At 58.9% G+C, this 16,656-nt stretch carries 10 protein-coding genes; 7 read left to right on the forward strand and 3 right to left on the reverse strand.

What is annotated here, in order from left to right; translation table 11 throughout:
* Window positions 1-49 precede the first annotated feature (49 nt).
* The 3 genes from SH410x_RS22925 to SH410x_RS22935 all read right to left on the reverse strand — a co-directional run bounded on the left by SH410x_RS22925 (window position 50) and on the right by SH410x_RS22935 (window position 5,332).
* A complete protein-coding gene (locus SH410x_RS22925; RefSeq protein ID WP_473677376.1) occupies window positions 50-1,897 on the reverse strand; it encodes a DUF116 domain-containing protein in 1,848 nt (615 codons plus the stop codon).
* Between the two features lie 133 nt (window positions 1,898-2,030).
* The gene (locus tag SH410x_RS22930; protein WP_473671074.1) at window positions 2,031-3,992 is read right to left on the reverse strand and encodes a prenyltransferase/squalene oxidase repeat-containing protein; all 1,962 of its coding nucleotides are present in this window, start codon (window positions 3,990-3,992) and stop codon (window positions 2,031-2,033) included.
* The gene (locus tag SH410x_RS22935; RefSeq protein ID WP_473671076.1) at window positions 3,989-5,332 is read right to left on the reverse strand and encodes a helix-turn-helix domain-containing protein; all 1,344 of its coding nucleotides are present in this window, start codon (window positions 5,330-5,332) and stop codon (window positions 3,989-3,991) included. Before SH410x_RS22935 ends, SH410x_RS22930 begins: the two co-directional genes overlap by 4 nt.
* Before the next feature lie 636 nt (window positions 5,333-5,968).
* On the opposite strand from SH410x_RS22935, the gene SH410x_RS22940 reads away from it, so the two are divergent.
* From SH410x_RS22940 to SH410x_RS22970, 7 genes are all read left to right on the forward strand, one after another.
* Window positions 5,969-7,240 carry an MFS transporter gene (locus tag SH410x_RS22940; protein WP_473671078.1) on the forward strand — a complete coding sequence of 424 codons (1,272 nt, stop codon included), beginning with the start codon at window positions 5,969-5,971 and terminating at the stop codon, window positions 7,238-7,240.
* Complete coding sequence (locus tag SH410x_RS22945; RefSeq protein WP_473671080.1) at window positions 7,237-9,048, forward strand: cyclase family protein; 1,812 nt, start codon at window positions 7,237-7,239, stop codon at window positions 9,046-9,048. Before SH410x_RS22940 ends, SH410x_RS22945 begins: the two co-directional genes overlap by 4 nt.
* Window positions 9,048-10,310 (forward strand): 3-oxo-tetronate kinase, encoded by a 1,263-nt coding sequence (gene otnK / locus SH410x_RS22950; protein ID WP_473671082.1) that lies wholly within the window; start codon window positions 9,048-9,050, stop codon window positions 10,308-10,310. Before SH410x_RS22945 ends, otnK begins: the two co-directional genes overlap by 1 nt.
* The gene (gene otnC / locus SH410x_RS22955; RefSeq protein ID WP_473671084.1) at window positions 10,307-10,921 is read left to right on the forward strand and encodes a 3-oxo-tetronate 4-phosphate decarboxylase; all 615 of its coding nucleotides are present in this window, start codon (window positions 10,307-10,309) and stop codon (window positions 10,919-10,921) included. Before otnK ends, otnC begins: the two co-directional genes overlap by 4 nt.
* A gap of 52 nt (window positions 10,922-10,973) precedes the next feature.
* On the forward strand, window positions 10,974-11,276 hold the full coding sequence (locus SH410x_RS22960; protein ID WP_473671086.1) for a putative quinol monooxygenase: 303 nt from the start codon (window positions 10,974-10,976) through the stop codon (window positions 11,274-11,276).
* Between the two features lie 3 nt (window positions 11,277-11,279).
* A complete protein-coding gene (locus SH410x_RS22965) occupies window positions 11,280-12,377 on the forward strand; it encodes an isocitrate/isopropylmalate dehydrogenase family protein (RefSeq protein WP_473671088.1) in 1,098 nt (365 codons plus the stop codon).
* Window positions 12,378-12,515: 138 nt separating this feature from the next.
* On the forward strand, window positions 12,516-16,622 hold the full coding sequence (locus SH410x_RS22970) for a Kelch repeat-containing protein (RefSeq protein WP_473671090.1): 4,107 nt from the start codon (window positions 12,516-12,518) through the stop codon (window positions 16,620-16,622).
* Window positions 16,623-16,656: the final 34 nt, after the last annotated feature.

A 16,656-nucleotide genomic window follows, 5' to 3' on the forward strand; every position in this document is an offset into this window, starting at 1 on the left:
AACGGATTCCACGCTCTGGCGAACATGGCGACACCCAACGACTCGCTCGTCAGGCGACCGGCATCGCTGCGGACAACGAGACCGTGGCGGGGGTTGGCATCTCAGGACGCTCGAGCACGGTGTCGACGAGGAAATACAAGAGCCTGCGAAGCGGTTCACTTTCCAGTTCATCGGCGACCTGTTCGGCACGCGCCTGATGTTTCTCGACCAATTGTAGCGACAGATCAAACACGCCGGCCTTGCGGTACAAACGCTCGGCCGTCCGCAATCGCTCTCCCACGCTCATCTCGCACTCGTCGCTCGCGAGCCCCAGCAGGGTGTCTTGATCATCTTCGTCCAAGTGCTGTAGAGCCAGCGCCCACAACAGTGTCGGTCGACCGGCGATCACGTCGGCGCCAGCGGTGAGTTTGTTCGAATCGTCTCCGATCCAATCATTGAGGTCGTTGATAATTTGAAATGCGACCCCGAGATTGCGTGAGAACCTGCGAATGGGCTCGACGAGTTTGGATGCGTCGCCGCCCATCCGCACGCCGCTGTAGAGCGCCGCTTCAAAAGCGGGAGAGGTTTTTAACGCGTAGATTTTCAACGCATCGATCGGTTGCAAGCGGCGATCTTTGGCATCTCGCCAAATCAGTTCGGCACCCTGGCCTTCGGACAAGCGGACGTGGGCGGCCGCGAGCGAATCGAGCAAGTCCACCCGTGTCGCCGCGTCGACTTGATCACCGACCATGTCGCGGCTGAGCAGGCGATACCCCAGCCCAATCAGGTAGTCGCCGACGTTGATTGCCGACGCGATGCCGAAGCGGTGATGGACGGCGGGTTGGCCGTACCGGTAGGCATCATCGTCCTCGATGTCATCGTGCACGAGGCTGGCCTTGTGAAACGTCTCGATGCTCAGGGCCGCACGTCGGACGGCATCGGGGAACTCTGCCGCTTTGGTTTCACCGTTGCTCGATGTCGCCTCGCCACCCGTGACCGCGTCATAGGCAGCCAGTGTGATAAAGGGACGTGAATGCTTGCCGCCCCGGGCGAGGAAGTCGTAGGCAATCGCCTCGGTCGCGCCGATCGGATCCACACCGGCCAGCTGCCCCGGAGTGATCGCGTCGGCCGCATAGTCAGGCGTTTCGCGTTGGAGACGTTGAACCGCACCATCGACACCCGCATCGCGTGAAATCGATGCTGGATTCGTTCCGGCATTCTCACCTGAAGTCGGATCAGCCAGTCCAATCCCGCGCATCGGCGGGGCGAGTCGGTGCAATGTATCGCGACCGAACAAATTTCCCGCCGAACGCATCAGATGTACGTAGCTGCGAGTTTTTGCAGTCGCGGGCACGTACGGTGTGCGGATCATCTCTTCGACCCAAGACTCGTCGACTTTTGTGTTTCGGCAATCGCTCGAGAGCAGCGGCACCGCCATGCACGGGATACCTGCCAGCAAAACTTTGTCGATCGCTTTTTCAAGCACATTCAAGCACGCGACGCCGACGACCGCATCGACATAGCCACCGACAATGATCTTCATCACCACAGGCGAACCCTCGGCCACGAGCACCCGGTAACCCATTTCTTCGGCAACGCTGCGGAAATCGGCGATGCTGCAGGCACCACACTGTTTACAGTTCATGCCAAACTGATCGTAATCGGCCGGGCAGCCCTCAGCGTGTTTTAGGCAGTGGGGCAGCAGGAACAATCGCCGCTCAGGGGGCACGGACGACAATTGGTGTCGCCAAAACGCGCTACTGATATTGACCATCGTCCAGCCGAGCAGGCCCTCCGGCAGATCAGCCTCAGTGAGCATCCGCCGCGCCACCTGCTCCATCTCGTCCTTGGTCAGTGGATGATCACGATCGAGCCGATCGGCGACCTCCCGGCAGCGATCCCGTAGACTTTCTCGCATCGCGAGTGTTTCGGGAACGTCCTTGAGGTTGCTCGTGTTGCGGCGCTGACGACGCGACGATTCGCTGCGAGACGTATCGTTTCGCGTCGTTTCGTTTCGAGTGGTGGGATGTCCGGTCGACAAAATGATTACCCTAGGGAGTGTCGTCTTGGTAGGCACCACCAACAAAAGGCAACGTGGCAACGCGACCGAGCGCAGCGGTGGTGAAAATCAGGGGGTACAGGCGTTCGTGATACCACAATTTGGCAAAATAAAAACCGATCGGCCAAGCAACGCGGTGCTGCCCAGCGGCAACCGCGTGCACCAGCCAATCGGAACCCGCTAGTATAGCGTCTCGCGTCGACTCGGTCAGGGAAGGGTATTTCGGCGAGAATTTTAGGTTTCCCGAGAACTCCTCGCTGCCTAGATAACCCCACAGGCTAGCAAAAGCCTCGACTGCCAAGGCAGTTTCTTCGATCGTACTGGTAACGTCACCCCCCCCCTGCGTTGCCGGGAACGATTTGCCTGACTCGTGGTAGCGCGTGACGGACTCGCCACCGCCCCAGCCACCATCGGCATTCTGAGAGTCGAGAAGATAACGGACACCGTTGCTAATCGCGTCGCTCCCCAGATCCCGAGAAACGTCAACGAGCACCTTGGCGGTCCCGTAAACGGGGTTGTCCTCCGCCGGTCGGTCTTGATTGCCAAACCACAGCGGCAGCCACGACCCGTCGGCCTGCTGCGCCGCCCGCAAAAACTTGAGTCCGCGCCCGATCGCCGCTTCACTGCGGGAACACGGTGGCATCAATCCAAACGCGCGGATCGCGTGGGCGGTCAAATCCGTACTGCTCCGATCAAACGGCAATTTGCCCCAACCACGGCAAAACGTCGGCCACCCCCCATCGCGGTTCTGTAAACCGAGTAGCCACTGCTTGCCCGCGGCACAGGCATCGTCGATCCGTGTGGCCTGCGGCTCGTCGGCGGACCCTCGAAGTTTCGCCAGGGCAATGATCGCTCCAGGCGTGTCATCGGCATCGGGAACGGCCCCCGATAAATCCGTCCACCCCCACCCCCCCGGGTCCGCACCGGTAAACGGATGCCGCGTGCGATGCTGACACGACAACAGCCACTCGACCAGCGATTCGCTCGACCACTCGCGTGCGTCGGCGGGATCATTGGCCAGTGCGGTGAGGGACAATGAAGTCACCCAGGTTGCCAGGTTCGTATCGATCGGCCAACTGCCCTCGTCGTCCACGGATGCTTCGAGAAACCGCAGACCACTTTCGATGACCCGGTCGCGGCTCGCGTTGGGCTGTGGCGAAGTGATGAGCGTATCCACTAGCGACATCACCACGAATGCGGTCAGGGGCGTCGCCTCAAGATACCCGCCACTGCCAGGCTGCATCTTTTCGAGTGCCCTCAGCGACGGCTTGATCGCCGCTTGCCGTACGAGCGACCAGGGCGGCAGGCAGCTCGAACGACAGAACTTTGCCTGTCCAATCGCGACCAGAGCGGGCACCGCGTAACTAACCACGGGCATTCCCAAAAACCGATACATCGACTGGGGGAATACCGCAGCCTCAAACGGCAACGCAGCGACTTCGGACCAAGGCACCAGCCCCGCGATCGCCAAGTTATTCAAGATGGGGACGACAAACGTCTTGTCCGTGCCATAACGCTCGCGTAATGCCGGTATCCCTCCGGCGGCATCCAAATACTGCTGCAAGGCAGCGTGCGACTGATCGCCCCGCGCGTCATCACCCGTTCGGCCAAGGACATTTGCCGCCAACGTTCGCGCCGCCAACACAAGATAACTGGTCGCGATGTTGGAGTGACTCAGGTCCGTATCACCAAAACCACCGTCTGCGTTCTGCTGAACATCCAGCCAATCGCAGCCGCGCCGAATCAATTCGAGATAACGCTCATTGTCGACCGACGGAGCGGTACGGCTACAATCCAGCGCCACGCTCAATGCGCTAATCGCCGTTGCCGTGCTCAGTGCCGACGCCGACAGGCGACCGGTCCAGTGGTCGGCGTCCCCGCGATCAGCAATCAGTTCGCCGCGCAGTTGATCGAGTGTTGGTCGGATGCGAGTTTGGATATCAGAGGCGTTCATGAACGTGTTTCGTCGTCGCGTAAATCTAAGCGTCCGCGTGCCTCGTCGGCCCATGGACTTCCCGGGGCGAGTTCGAGGAACCGCTGCCAATGCCGCTCGGCTTCGATCGGTCGATCGAGCTGGTCGAGCAGACGCGCTAGATTGTACTGCACGTCAGCATAATCATCATGCCGTGCGAGCGTTCCCTGATAAGCCGCCACGGCGAGTTCGAGCTGGTTTGTCTCGGCCAGTACGCCGGCCAGACTCGAGCGTGCCTCGACAAAATCTGGATCGGCTTCCAACGCTGCGTAGTATCGCTCCCGCGCGGCAATCGTCTCCCCCATTCGGTAGAGCAATTCACCGATTTGAAAATGCCAGTCGGCGCGACTGCCGTCTCGGGCCAAGAGTGCGTGGTAGCAATCGACGGCGTATGCGAGGTCGCCGTTATCCTCGGCTGCGTACGCTGACATCAGCAACTCGTCATCACCCTCATCGTCCAACTCGGCGGCGTCAACAGGCGGGAAGGCGAGCGAATGGTTTGAACCTGGGCCGGGAAAACGAATGGAAACCGTCGAGTCCTGCTCCTCCTCGGGCGAATCGAGATCGGTCGTCGATTGACCGAGATGATCGAAATCAAAACGCAACTGCCCGCCCGGTTCAATCAAGCCCTCACCCTGCCGCAGCAGCACGTGTTTGCCCTCAATCAAAATGGAGAGTTGGTCTAAGGGACGCCGGAGTTCGGGCACGATTTCGATCAGTTGCAGCAACCGCCTCTCGATCGCCTCGGGGCTCGCCCCCGACGCCACCCACGCCGCCAACCGCCGCGCCGTCGCTACCTCCTGGAAATCAAAATAAGGCAAGCGGTGGAGCGTGCGGACAGGTTTGATCAACCCTCGCCGATGCCAACGCCGGATCACGCGAACGGAAACGCCCAGCAGGTGAGCCAGCATCGCGGGTGTGTGCAGTTTGCGGACGGAGTGTTCGCTATCGACCAACCCGATGCGTTGCCATAGATCCGTCTCGTGCAAAATCTGCGATTGGCTCGGCAGCCCTCGGCGACGGGTCGCCTCCTCGATCAATTCGGCTTCGGCCAGCGGTGACTCTTCGGCACCGATCACGATCCAGTCCACCGCAGCGGAATCCGATTCGACGACGACCGCGCCGTAAGACCGCAGCAGGTTCGTCGCTTCCCGACGATTCATCCCGCCAAGTTGACCTACGATTGTGATCCGCCGACCACGGATGGCTGCCTCGCTGGGAAGCTCATCGGGTGGCACGACATCACTCTCACCGGCGAACGACACTTCGTCCGCCTCATCCACGCCATCATCGTCGAGATCAATTTCATCCATGGCCGTCATGTTAACAACTTTCCGATCTTTTGGGCGTCGGCTACCTCGCGGACAATCGATCACTAAGGAACGAGCGGAAAATAAGTGGCCGAACGCTCCGCGGTCGGAATGGTCGACCGCGGAGCGTTCGGCCACCATATCAGACAGTCATTTTCCGCTCGTTCCCAAGGAGCTCAACAAGTGATCACAGGGCGTTCGTCCGTCAGCGGCCACGACGCAACAGCGCGACGTCGACGCGAAACGGGGAGGGAGGCAGCCTCTCGTCAAACACGTTGCCCCTGAGCAAGAGGGCAATTTTACGTCTGGACCGATCGGACGGGTAGATCGTTGCGAGTGCCTTGGCGTCTCTCATCAACTGGGCAGAACGTCCTGCATCTGCCCCATCGTCAACAAACCGCTGCAAAGATGCTCTCGCACCCAACGTCGTTCACGCAACACATTCGTTAGGAACCCCCGAATGAACAAACGAGATTATACAATGGAACCGCCCATTTATCGCTGCTAAGGTTGCGACTTCGAGATGCTTTTTATTCCGAGTCTCGAACGCCGGAATAATCGGTGGGGTAGGTTACCAGCCCGTCATGTTCCCCAGACATACTGGAACCCTCCCGTCCCTTCACGCCATTGTCCCAAGAGTTCATCCGGATGCGATTACCAGCGCGAGCGATTTTAGTTGCGGCAACGTTCATGTTGTCGGTGCTGCTCTACGTCGATCGAGTGTGTATTTCGGCGGCGAAGCAGGACGTCGCGAATGACCTCATGCTCAGCGACCAGCAGATGGGCTGGGTATTTGCGGCTTTCTCGCTCGGCTACGCGTTGTTTCAAACACCCGCCGGATTGCTGGCGGACCGCTTGGGTCCGCGGCGGGTGCTCGCCGGGATTGTGGCCGTCTGGTCAGTCTTCACTGGATTGACGGCGACGGCGGGTTCACTGGCGACGATGCTGACGGTTCGATTTTTGTTTGGCGCAGGTGAGGCGGGCGCCTTCCCAGGCATGGCTCGGGCGATGTACTCGTGGATCCCGATGCAGGAACGCGGTCTCGTTCAAGGGATTAATTTCTCCGGCTCACGCATCGGCGCTGCCGTGACGCTACCCGTTGTCGCCGGGTTGATTACGCAGTTTGGTTGGCGGCCCACGTTTGTGATTCTGATGGGCGTGGGTCTCGTGTGGTCGGTTTTATGGTTCCTCTTCTTTCGCGATGATCCTGTCGACGCAGCTTGGCTGGGCAGTACAGAGCGGGACTATATTTTGGCGAACCGACAAAGCGATACGGCGCCGCCTCAGTCGGACACGAATACAAAATCATTTTCACAGACCATTTTTCGCTCGGGGAACGTCCGCGCGTTGTGTGTGCAGTACTTTGCGTCCAACTTTATTTTCTTCTTTGGACTGACGTGGTTCTTTCCGCAACTGATGACCCGCTATGGATTGACTGGCATGCAGGCGAGTCTATTCACAGCGGTACCGATGATCTTCGGCGCCCTAGGAAACTGGACTGCGGGGTGGTGGGTTGATCGCTTGTATTCCAAAGGCAACTGGCGACTATCGCGGCGATTGCCCGCGGCGACGGGGTTTGCCTTAGCAGCGATTGGTATCGTGGGAAGTGCCTACGCATCGACTCCATTGTCTTCATCGCTGTGGTTTAGCTTGTGCATTTTCGGAGCGGACATGACGCTCTCGCCGTCTTGGAGCACGTGCGTGGACATCGGCAAATCGAGAGCGGGAGTGGTCTCGGGGATGATGAACATGGCGGGCAACATCGGTGCGTTCGTGACTTCGTTGGCGTTCCCGTATCTGCTGGACTGGACCGGCTCCCCGCTACCATTTTTCTATATCGCCGCGGCACTGAACTTAGTGGCGATCGGCATGTGGTTTCGCATTGATCCAACCGTCGCGTTACAGGAATCCGCATCATGAATTCTTCTCTCAACTCACTTGCCTCAGCTCCGGTGCAGCTGCGCGGATTGTTGATCGGTGCCGGTTACTTCAGCGAATTCCATCTGGATGCTTGGCAGCGTAGCGACCGAGCGAGCATCGTGGCCGTGTGTGATCGGGACATCGAAAAGGCGCGTGCGGCAGCGGGCAAATATGGCATCGAGCATGTCCTGACCGACATCGACGACGCGCTGAAACTGTCCGATATTGATTTCGTGGACATCGCGACGGGACCGACGGAGCGTTTGGATTTGATACGGCGAGTCGCGCCGCGTCAGCTGCCGGTGATCTGCCAAAAACCACTGGCCAACGATTTCACCGACGCATCGCAGATTCTGGAGATCGCGACGTCGACCGGGACCCCATTCATGGTGCATGATAACTTTCGTTTTCAGCCCTGGTATCGTGAAATCAAACGCTTGCTCGGCGCCGGTGTGATTGGTCACCAGTTGCATACGATGACGATGCGAACACGGATGGGAGACGGTTGGGGGCCGGATGCGTACCTGGGCCGCCAGCCCTATTTCCGCACGATGCCGCGGCTTCTGATCCAAGAGACGGGCGTGCATTTTATTGACACCTTTCGCTATCTCGCTGGCGAAGTGGCTGAATGCTCGGCGCAGTTACGGCGAATCAACGACGCGATCGAAGGCGAAGACGCGTGCCTGCTGACGTTGCAAATGGACAGCGGCGCGACGGCGGTCTGGGACGCGAATCGTTACAACGAATCGGACAGCAACGATCCCAGGTACACGTTTGGTCAGTTCATCGCCGAAGCCGACGGCGGCACCATCACGCTGGCGACGGACGGCACGATCACGATCCATCCGCTCGGCCGGGCCCCCTACCAACACGACTACACTCCCTCACGCCACGGCTTCGCCGGTGACTGTGTGATGGCCTGCCAAGAACATTTCCTTGACGTCCTCGAGGGTCGCGCCCCGTGTGAGACATCTCCGGAGGAGTATCGAAGAACGCTGCAGGTGGTCGAAGCCGCTTACGAATCGGCAAACGTCCATCGTCCCGTTTCCATCGGTGGCACAGTTTCCCGAAGTGGCACAGTCTCCCGAAATAGCACTGGCGTTGAGCCCATAGCGGGCGAGGGATACGTAGCGACGTCCGACACAGCCCGAATGCCGCAGCCACGCCGGGTGATCGATTTGAGTCTTCCGGTAACTGAAAAAATGCCCGGCGTTGAGATCCAACCGTGCAAGACAATCGAAACCAATGGCTGGAATGCAACGACATTGTCGCTGTATTCTCACGCCGGCACTCACATGGACGCGCCGCGTCATTTCCTGCCCGCGGGGGCAACACTCGACGCACAAGATCTATCGGTTTGCTGCGGCGCGGCGAGGCTGGTGAATTTGCCCGACACGGCGCCCCGTCACTTGATCTCAGTCGATGACGTCGTGAAGTCCATCGGCGATGTCTTTGCTGGGGATCGCTTGATCTTCCGGACCGATTGGCACCGACGTTTCGGCACGCCCGCCTATCGCGATGAGTTGCCTCGCATCTCAATAGAACTGGCACAGTGGCTTGTTGAAAAACGAGTCGCATTGATTGGTGTCGAACCGCCGTCAGTGGCCGATGTGAACAATCCTGTGGAATTGACGGACGTGCATCAGACGCTGTTTCGCGGCGGGGTGGTGATCGTGGAGGGCTTGGCCAATTTGGATCAGCTCGCCGCAACTCGATTTGAGTTCATCGCACTGCCGTTGAACATTGGTGGCGGAGACGGATGTCCCGTGCGCGCGATTGCGATCGTTTGCGATGAGGTGGCATCATGATGTCGCGTTGCCTGGGCTGCATTGCCGATGATTACACCGGAGCGACCGACTTGTGCTCCATGCTGGTGCGGGCGGGCCGGCGAGTGATCCAGTGTTTCGGGATTCCCGAGCCGGACCAATGCGTTGATCTGCAGGACGCCGACGCGATCGTGGTGGCGTTGAAGTCGCGTTCGATATCGGCCGAAGACGCCGTCTCGCAATCTCTCGACGCCCTGCGATTTCTCCAGTCCTGGGGTGCCGATCGATTCTTCTTTAAATACTGCTCGACCTTTGATTCGACTGGCCAAGGCAATATCGGTCCGGTAGCCGATCGCTTGGCTGTGGAACTGGGCGTCGATCAGCTGTTCTTTTGCCCGGCGTTTCCCGAAAATGGACGCACCGTCCATTGCGGCTACCTGTTTGTCGATGGCGTGCCGTTGAGCGAGAGCGGGATGCGCAACCACCCTCTCAACCCGATGACCGACAGTAACCTCGTTCGTGTCCTGCAAGCTCAGACGGATTATCCAGTCGGTTGGCTGTCAACGCACGTCCAGTCAGGATGCGCGCGTGAGCCGCGTGTCATCGTCGACGCGATCTCCGACGAGGATCTGCGGGCAGCAGCGTCACTGGCGAGCTCCCATCGGCTCCTGACGGGCGGTTCGGCGATCGCTCGCTACTGGGCCGACGCGATCGAACTTCGCCGCTCGGAAAGTTGGGCCACATCGGTATCGGACAACAACGGCTCTCGACCCAGCGTGATTTTGGCGGGCAGTTGCTCGGACGCAACTCGTGCTCAGGTCGCTGAATTTAAAAAAACTCACCCGGTGTGGCGTCTCAACGTTGCAGATGAGGCGACACCGGAATCCATTGCCGACGAGGCCCTGCGTTGGTGTGCGGACCAATGGCGTCAATCCGATCAAACGTCGCAGCCATTGCTGATCAGCTCAGCGGCCGATCGGGAAGCGGTCTCTGCGGCTCGTGCTCGCTGGGGCGAAAGAGCGGCGGCCGATCGAACGGAATCGATTTTCGCGTCGATTGCCGTGGGGCTTCGGCAACTCGGGACGACGCGAATAATTGTCGCCGGCGGCGAGACATCCGGGACGGTCGTGGGCGCCTTGAAGATTCCCGTGGTGCGGATCGGTCGTGAAATCGCGCCCGGGGTGCCTTGGGTGACCTCGGTCGGTGCCGCGACCGATTCGGAGCCGACAATCTCGCTGGCGTTGAAGTCCGGCAACTTCGGCGGCCCGCGATTCTTTTTCGATGCACTGGAGATGTCCCCATGAGCGAGCGAGAACTACGTGAACGGATGGCAGAACAGGGTCGATCGATCTACGAGCGTGGCTTGACCGCCGGCAGCTCCGGAAACATCAGTGTGCGGTTGCCCGACGGCATTCTGGTCACGCCTACGAACTCGTGTTTAGGAAGACTGGACCCCGACGAAATCTCGCGACTTGATTCGGTCGGAAATTTGATATCGGGCAAGCCCCCGTCAAAGGAGTCCTTCCTGCATCTCGCTTATTACCATGCACGTTCCCAGGAACAGGCGGTCGTCCACTTACATTCGACGTGGTCGGTTGCCGTCAGTTGTTTGGCTGACATCGACCCTGACAATGTGATCCCACCGATCACGGCATACTTTGTCATGCGTGTCGGCAAATTGCCGCTCGTCCCGTACTTTGCGCCCGGCGACGAACAATTGGCGGATGCTGTTGGCCGGGTGGCGAAGTCCTCGCGAGGCGTACTACTCGCCAACCATGGCCCCGTCATCGGAGCGATCGACTTAGATCGAGCCGTGTATGCCATCGAAGAACTCGAGGAAACCGCCAAGCTATTTTTGATGCTGCGTGGTTTGCCGACTCGTTATCTCACCGACGCACAGGTTGCCGACCTGTGAACCCTTTTTCGTTTTCGATGCAGGCCGGCAGCCTGCTCTACCTAGGACAACTATGAGCCAACCCACTTTTGCGATCTCGGTCACATTTGGCATCAAGCCCGAGCATGTTGATGAGTTTCAAGCACGCGTCTTGCAACAAGCACGCGACTCCGTTGACCATGAACCCGGCTGCCATCAGTTCGATGTGCTCGTGGCCGAAGCCGATCGAGCGACGTTCGTTTTGTACGAGACCTATACCGATGCGGCAGCATTCGCAGCCCACAAGCTGACACCTCATTTCTTGGACTTTGATGCAACCGTCACCGCTTGGGTGGAATCCAAAGAAGTTCGCCGTTTGACGTTGTTGGGGAACTAGTTGATGAAAACCTACCAAATCGCAGCTTTACCCGGTGATGGTATCGGGCCGGAATGTATGGATGCGACATGCATTGTGCTGGACCGTATTCAATCCGAAACACCGGGTCTGCAACTTGCGATCACCCCTCATCGCGCGGGAGCGGAACTGTACCGTGAGACAGGTGTGACGCTGCCCGACGCGGTCGTGACGGCATGCATCGACGCCGATGCGGTCCTACTGTCCGCCATCGGTCTGCCCGACGTGCGATTTCCCGATGGTACGGAAGTCCAACCGACCATGATGGTGGGGCTGCGGCGAGCACTTGACGTTCACTCTGCCGTTCGTCCCGTGAAACTGTATCCCGGTGCTCCCTGTGTGCTCAAAGACACAGGCCCCGGAATCGACTTCGTCGTCATCCGCGAAAATCTCGAGGGATTGTTTGCCTCGTTCGGTGGTGGCGCGAGAGTCGGACGCGAAGTCGCCACCGATACCATGGTGATCACACGGGCGGGCACCTCACGCGTCTCGGACTTTGCTTTCCGCTTGGCACAGCGACGCAACGGACGGCCGAGTGATGGCAAAAAGATGGTCACCTGCGTGGATAAAGCGAATGTGTTCCGGAGCATGGCATTCTTTCGCGAAGTCTTCATGGACGTGGCGAAGTCCTATCCCGACATTGAAAACAATGCGGTGTATGTGGATGCCATGAGCTTGTACATGGTGCAGAACCCATGGGATTTCGACGTCTTGGTGATGGAGAACCAATTCGGTGATATTCTATCGGACTTGGGAGCCGGTTTAGTCGGCGGCTTGGGACTCGGCCCATCCGCCGAGATTGGCGAAGAACATGCTCTGTTCCAACCCTCCCACGGGACGGCCCCGCAACTCGCCGGCAAGAACGTGGCCAATCCCATGGCGACGATTCTCTCAGCCGGCATGATGCTCGATTGGCTAGGCGACCGGTACAGCGATGACGTCTGCACCCAAGCCGCCGTGAGACTGGAGAATGCAGTCGCCCGCGTCCTCAGCGATGGCCGTGTGGGGACGCCCGACATTGGCGGCAGCGCCTCGACCACCGACGTTGCCCACGCAATCGCCGACGCAATCGAATCGACCTGATCGCTCGTTTACCTGTTCCACCTGGCAACGCACGATCCGGTCTAACGTTTTGAGGCTTCGGCCCGACGGTCGCCTCTGACGCGACAAACGATTCCCACACCCCCGACCCCCTTCACTCCTCCTTCCCCAAGATCAATCATGAATCGATTTGTTTTCCCCACCGTCCTGCTGCTGGCGGCTTGCTGCCCGCCCGCTTGGTCGCAACAGCCGATCGTCGATGAGTCCCTTGTTTTTTCTGAGGCAGACGGCTTGGTCGCCGTAGAAGCCGAACACTTTTATCGCCAAGGGGCGATGGATGCCCGTGCGTTCTATTTGACCCATCAAGGGGCAACGCCCGATGTCCAGCCTGACGGCGACCCCAATCATGCTGGCGGTGCGAGTGGCGGTGCTTACCTGGAAATCCTCCCGGACACCCGTCGCACCCATGCCGACAAACTGATCAAAGGAACCAACTTTGCACCGGACGCCGGCTCAATGGCTGTGCTTTCGTACAAAGTGCATATCGAAAATCCAGGCCGCTACTACGTCTGGGTCCGAGCTTATTCGACGGGGGGCGAAGACAATGGATTGCATGTCGGTCTGGATGGAACATGGCCCGAGAGCGGCCAACGTTTGCAGTGGTGCCAAGGCAAGAACGGTTGGCGTTGGGAAAGCAAGCAACGTACTGAGCAAACACACTGTGGCGAGCCCTACAAGATTTTTCTCGACATCGAGAAAGCGGGCGAACACACGATTGAGTTCTCGATGCGTGAGGATGGTTTTGAGTTTGACAAGTGGCTGATGACATCGAACCGTGATTTTCAACGACCCGAAAATGCAGGCCCGAGTTCCAAAATCAAATCAGGCACACTCCCCAAAGACTTCTCGATGGTCGGCGTGACCCCCGCCGCCGCGTCGGCCCAACCGAGTGCACCTGAGCAAGCCCTGCGTGGGGGCGAAACGGCGCTCAGCATGCCCGCGACCATGTTTGCCGATGGCAAGATGAGCAAGTACTACCTGGACGACGGAAAATGGCTGGCGATCAACCCGGACACTGCGAAGACGGGCTCCGCCGAACGCACGTTCCCCTACCCCACGGGCCTGTATGACGTGACGCTGAAAACGGTTGGCGAGAACGACGGACAGTCGACCTATCGCGTCAGCGTGGATGGAGAAACAATCGGCGAGTACCAGTCCCCGTTGGCGCCCAGCACCACCCAAGAAGGCAAAAAATACAACGCCACTTGGAAGAGCCTCGACATTACCGAAGGTGCGATCATTTCCGTCACGTCGACCATCGGCAGTGTGGATGGTGATCAACACAGTCGCGCACGCTGGAGCGAAGTCACGTTCACGCCTGCGAACGCTGCCACTCGCAAGGCTGCAAAGCCGTATGTGGCCGAGCAGGCCAAGATGGCGAGCAGGAACCGAACGAAGTCATCCGTGCCGAGTCCGACGAAACCGGTCAGTTCGAAACCACTACACGAGCCCCGCCAAGCGGATGGGGACGGAAGTGTCTCGATCAGCGGCGAACTGAAAATGTGGCACAAGGTCACCCTGGATTTGAGCGGTCCCTACGCTCATGAACAAGACAATGCACCGAACCCATTCACCGATGATCGAATGACGGTGACATTCTCTCATCCCAGCGGCAAGCAATTTGCGGTTCCCGGCTACTTTGCTGCCGATGGGAACGCGGCCAACACGTCCGCCCAAGACGGAACGGTCTGGCGCGCCCTGTTCGCTCCGGACGAACCAGGCGAGTGGTCGTATGCGATTTCATTTGTCCAAGGGAACAATGCGGCCTTAGACGCCGATGCAAAATCGAAACCTCTGGTAGGGTTTGATGGCAAGCAGGGCAAGTTTCAGATCGCCGCTTCGGATAAACAGGGTCGCGACCTGCGCGCCCACGGGCGTTTGGAATACGTGGGGAAGCACTACCTGCAGTTTGCCGGATCGAAAGAGTACTTTCTCAAGGCCGGAGCGGACGCGCCTGAAACGCTGCTCGCATTTGCTGATTTTGATAACACCATCGCAGGCAATCCCAAAAAGGCACCGCTGAAGACATGGACGGCTCACGAACAGGATTGGAAGCAGGGCGACCCCACCTGGCAGGACGGCAAAGGCAAGGGGCTGATCGGTGCGGTCAACTATCTCTCAGGCAAAGGTTGCAATGCATTCTCGTTCTTGACCTACAACGCTGGTGGCGACGGTGACAATGTTTGGCCGTTCATTGATCGCGATGACAAGTTGCACTATGACTGCAGCAAACTCGAACAATGGGGTACGGTGTTCGATCATGGAACCGCACTGGGAATGTACTTGCACTTCAAACTGCAAGAGACCGAAAACGACGACAATTCACGTGGTACCGGCGGCAAAGGCGGACGTGTTGACGAATCGCTCGACGGTGGTGATCTCGGTGTGCAGCGAAAGCTATATTGCCGCGAAATGATCGCTCGGTTCGGGCACAACCTCGCACTGAACTGGAACCTGGGCGAAGAGAACACGCAGACGACCGCTCAGGTCAAAGCGATGCTCAACTACATCGCCGCCACCGATCCCTACGGTCACAACATCGTCATCCACACGTTTCCTAGTCAGCAGGACAAAGTGTATGGTCCGCTGTTGGGTGACCAATCCAAGTTGACGGGCGTGTCACTCCAAAACAGCAGCCTGGAAACGACCCACGAAGAGACGATCAAGTGGGTCAAAAAATCCTCCGAGGCAGGCAAACCATGGGTGGTCGCATTCGACGAATCGGGCTCTGCATCTCATGGCCAATGTCCCGACCTTGGCTATCAGGGCTTCGATGGCCATGACCGCAGCGGAAAAATGGCCTACACCCAGCACAAAGTCCGCAAGCAAACCCTGTGGGGCAACCTGATGGGTGGCGGTGCGGGCTGCGAATATTACTTTGGCTACCAATTCGACCAAAACGACATCGTCTGCGAAGATTGGCGGAGTCGGGATCAGAGCTGGGACTACTGCCGCATCGCAATCGGATTCTTTCACGATCACGACATCCCCTTTTGGGAGATGAAGAATGCGGACGAATTGGTCGGCAATCCGAACCACGGCACGTCACGGTACTGTTTCGCCAAGGACGATGAGGTCTATCTCGTTTACCTGCCCAACGGTGGCGAAACGGAACTCGACCTTACCGGCGCAACGGGCGAGTTCACAGTCGCTTGGTTCAACCCACGAAGTGGCGGCGATTTGGCCAGCGGCAGCGTCGACGCGGTCAAGGGCGGCGGAACCGTGTCCCTGGGATTGCCCCCAGAGGATGCACAGGAAGATTGGTTGGTCGTTCTAAAGTCCAAGCAAAATCAAGTTGCCCAGCGTCCACTGCACTGGCAGAACGTGGCAACCAACGGTCAGCCACATGCGCGTCATGAAGCGGGATTCATTGCCTGCGACGGCGAGATGTACCTGATCGGTGGCCGGCGAATCCAACCGGTCGACGTTTTTAATCCCACCACTCAGACGTGGACTCACGGGGCTAAACCACCGATCGAAGTGCATCACTTCCAACCCGTCGTGTGGGACCATCGCATTTTCTTGGCCGGAGCAATGACCGGAAAATACCCCCGAGAAACAGCAATCGACCGTGTTTTGATCTACGATCCACGCAGCGACGAGTGGTCGTGGGGCCCCGAGATCCCGCAAGACCGCCGACGCGGAGGTGCGGGCGCTGCCGTGCACAATGATTCGCTGTATCTGGTTTGTGGAATCCAAAACGGGCACTGGGACGGCTGGGTGCCTTGGCTCGATCGGCTCGATCTGAAGACAGGCACTTGGGAACGCCTCAGCGATGCACCTCGCACCCGCGATCACTTCCAAGCCATGGTCATCGGCGACAAAGTCTACGCGGCGGGCGGACGCAAGACTTCAGCGGTCACCAAGCACGTTTTTGATCTCACGATTCCAGAGGTTGACGTGTTCGATCTGAAGAACGGCACGTGGTCGACACTGCCCGCGGCGAGCAACCTGCCAACGCCCCGGGCTGGATGCTTTGCATTTCGCATGGGAGACGAATTGCTGATCGCCGGTGGAGAGTCGAACCAGGCGGCTGCCCACGATCAAATCCACGCACTCGATACCCGGTCGGGCGAGTGGCGCGTGATGTCGGTGTTCGCCGCAGGCCGCCATGGAACAGGCATCGGGCAATACCAGGACATGCTCTACACCGCCGCTGGAGCTGGCAGTCGGGGCGGCGGAAAAGAACTCAACTCGACCGAGATGCTGGTTCTGCCAGCGACCTAGGAGTGTTCTTAAAATTGACCTGACGCGGATCGGC

Source organism: Rhodopirellula sp. SH410 (assembly GCF_055811895.1).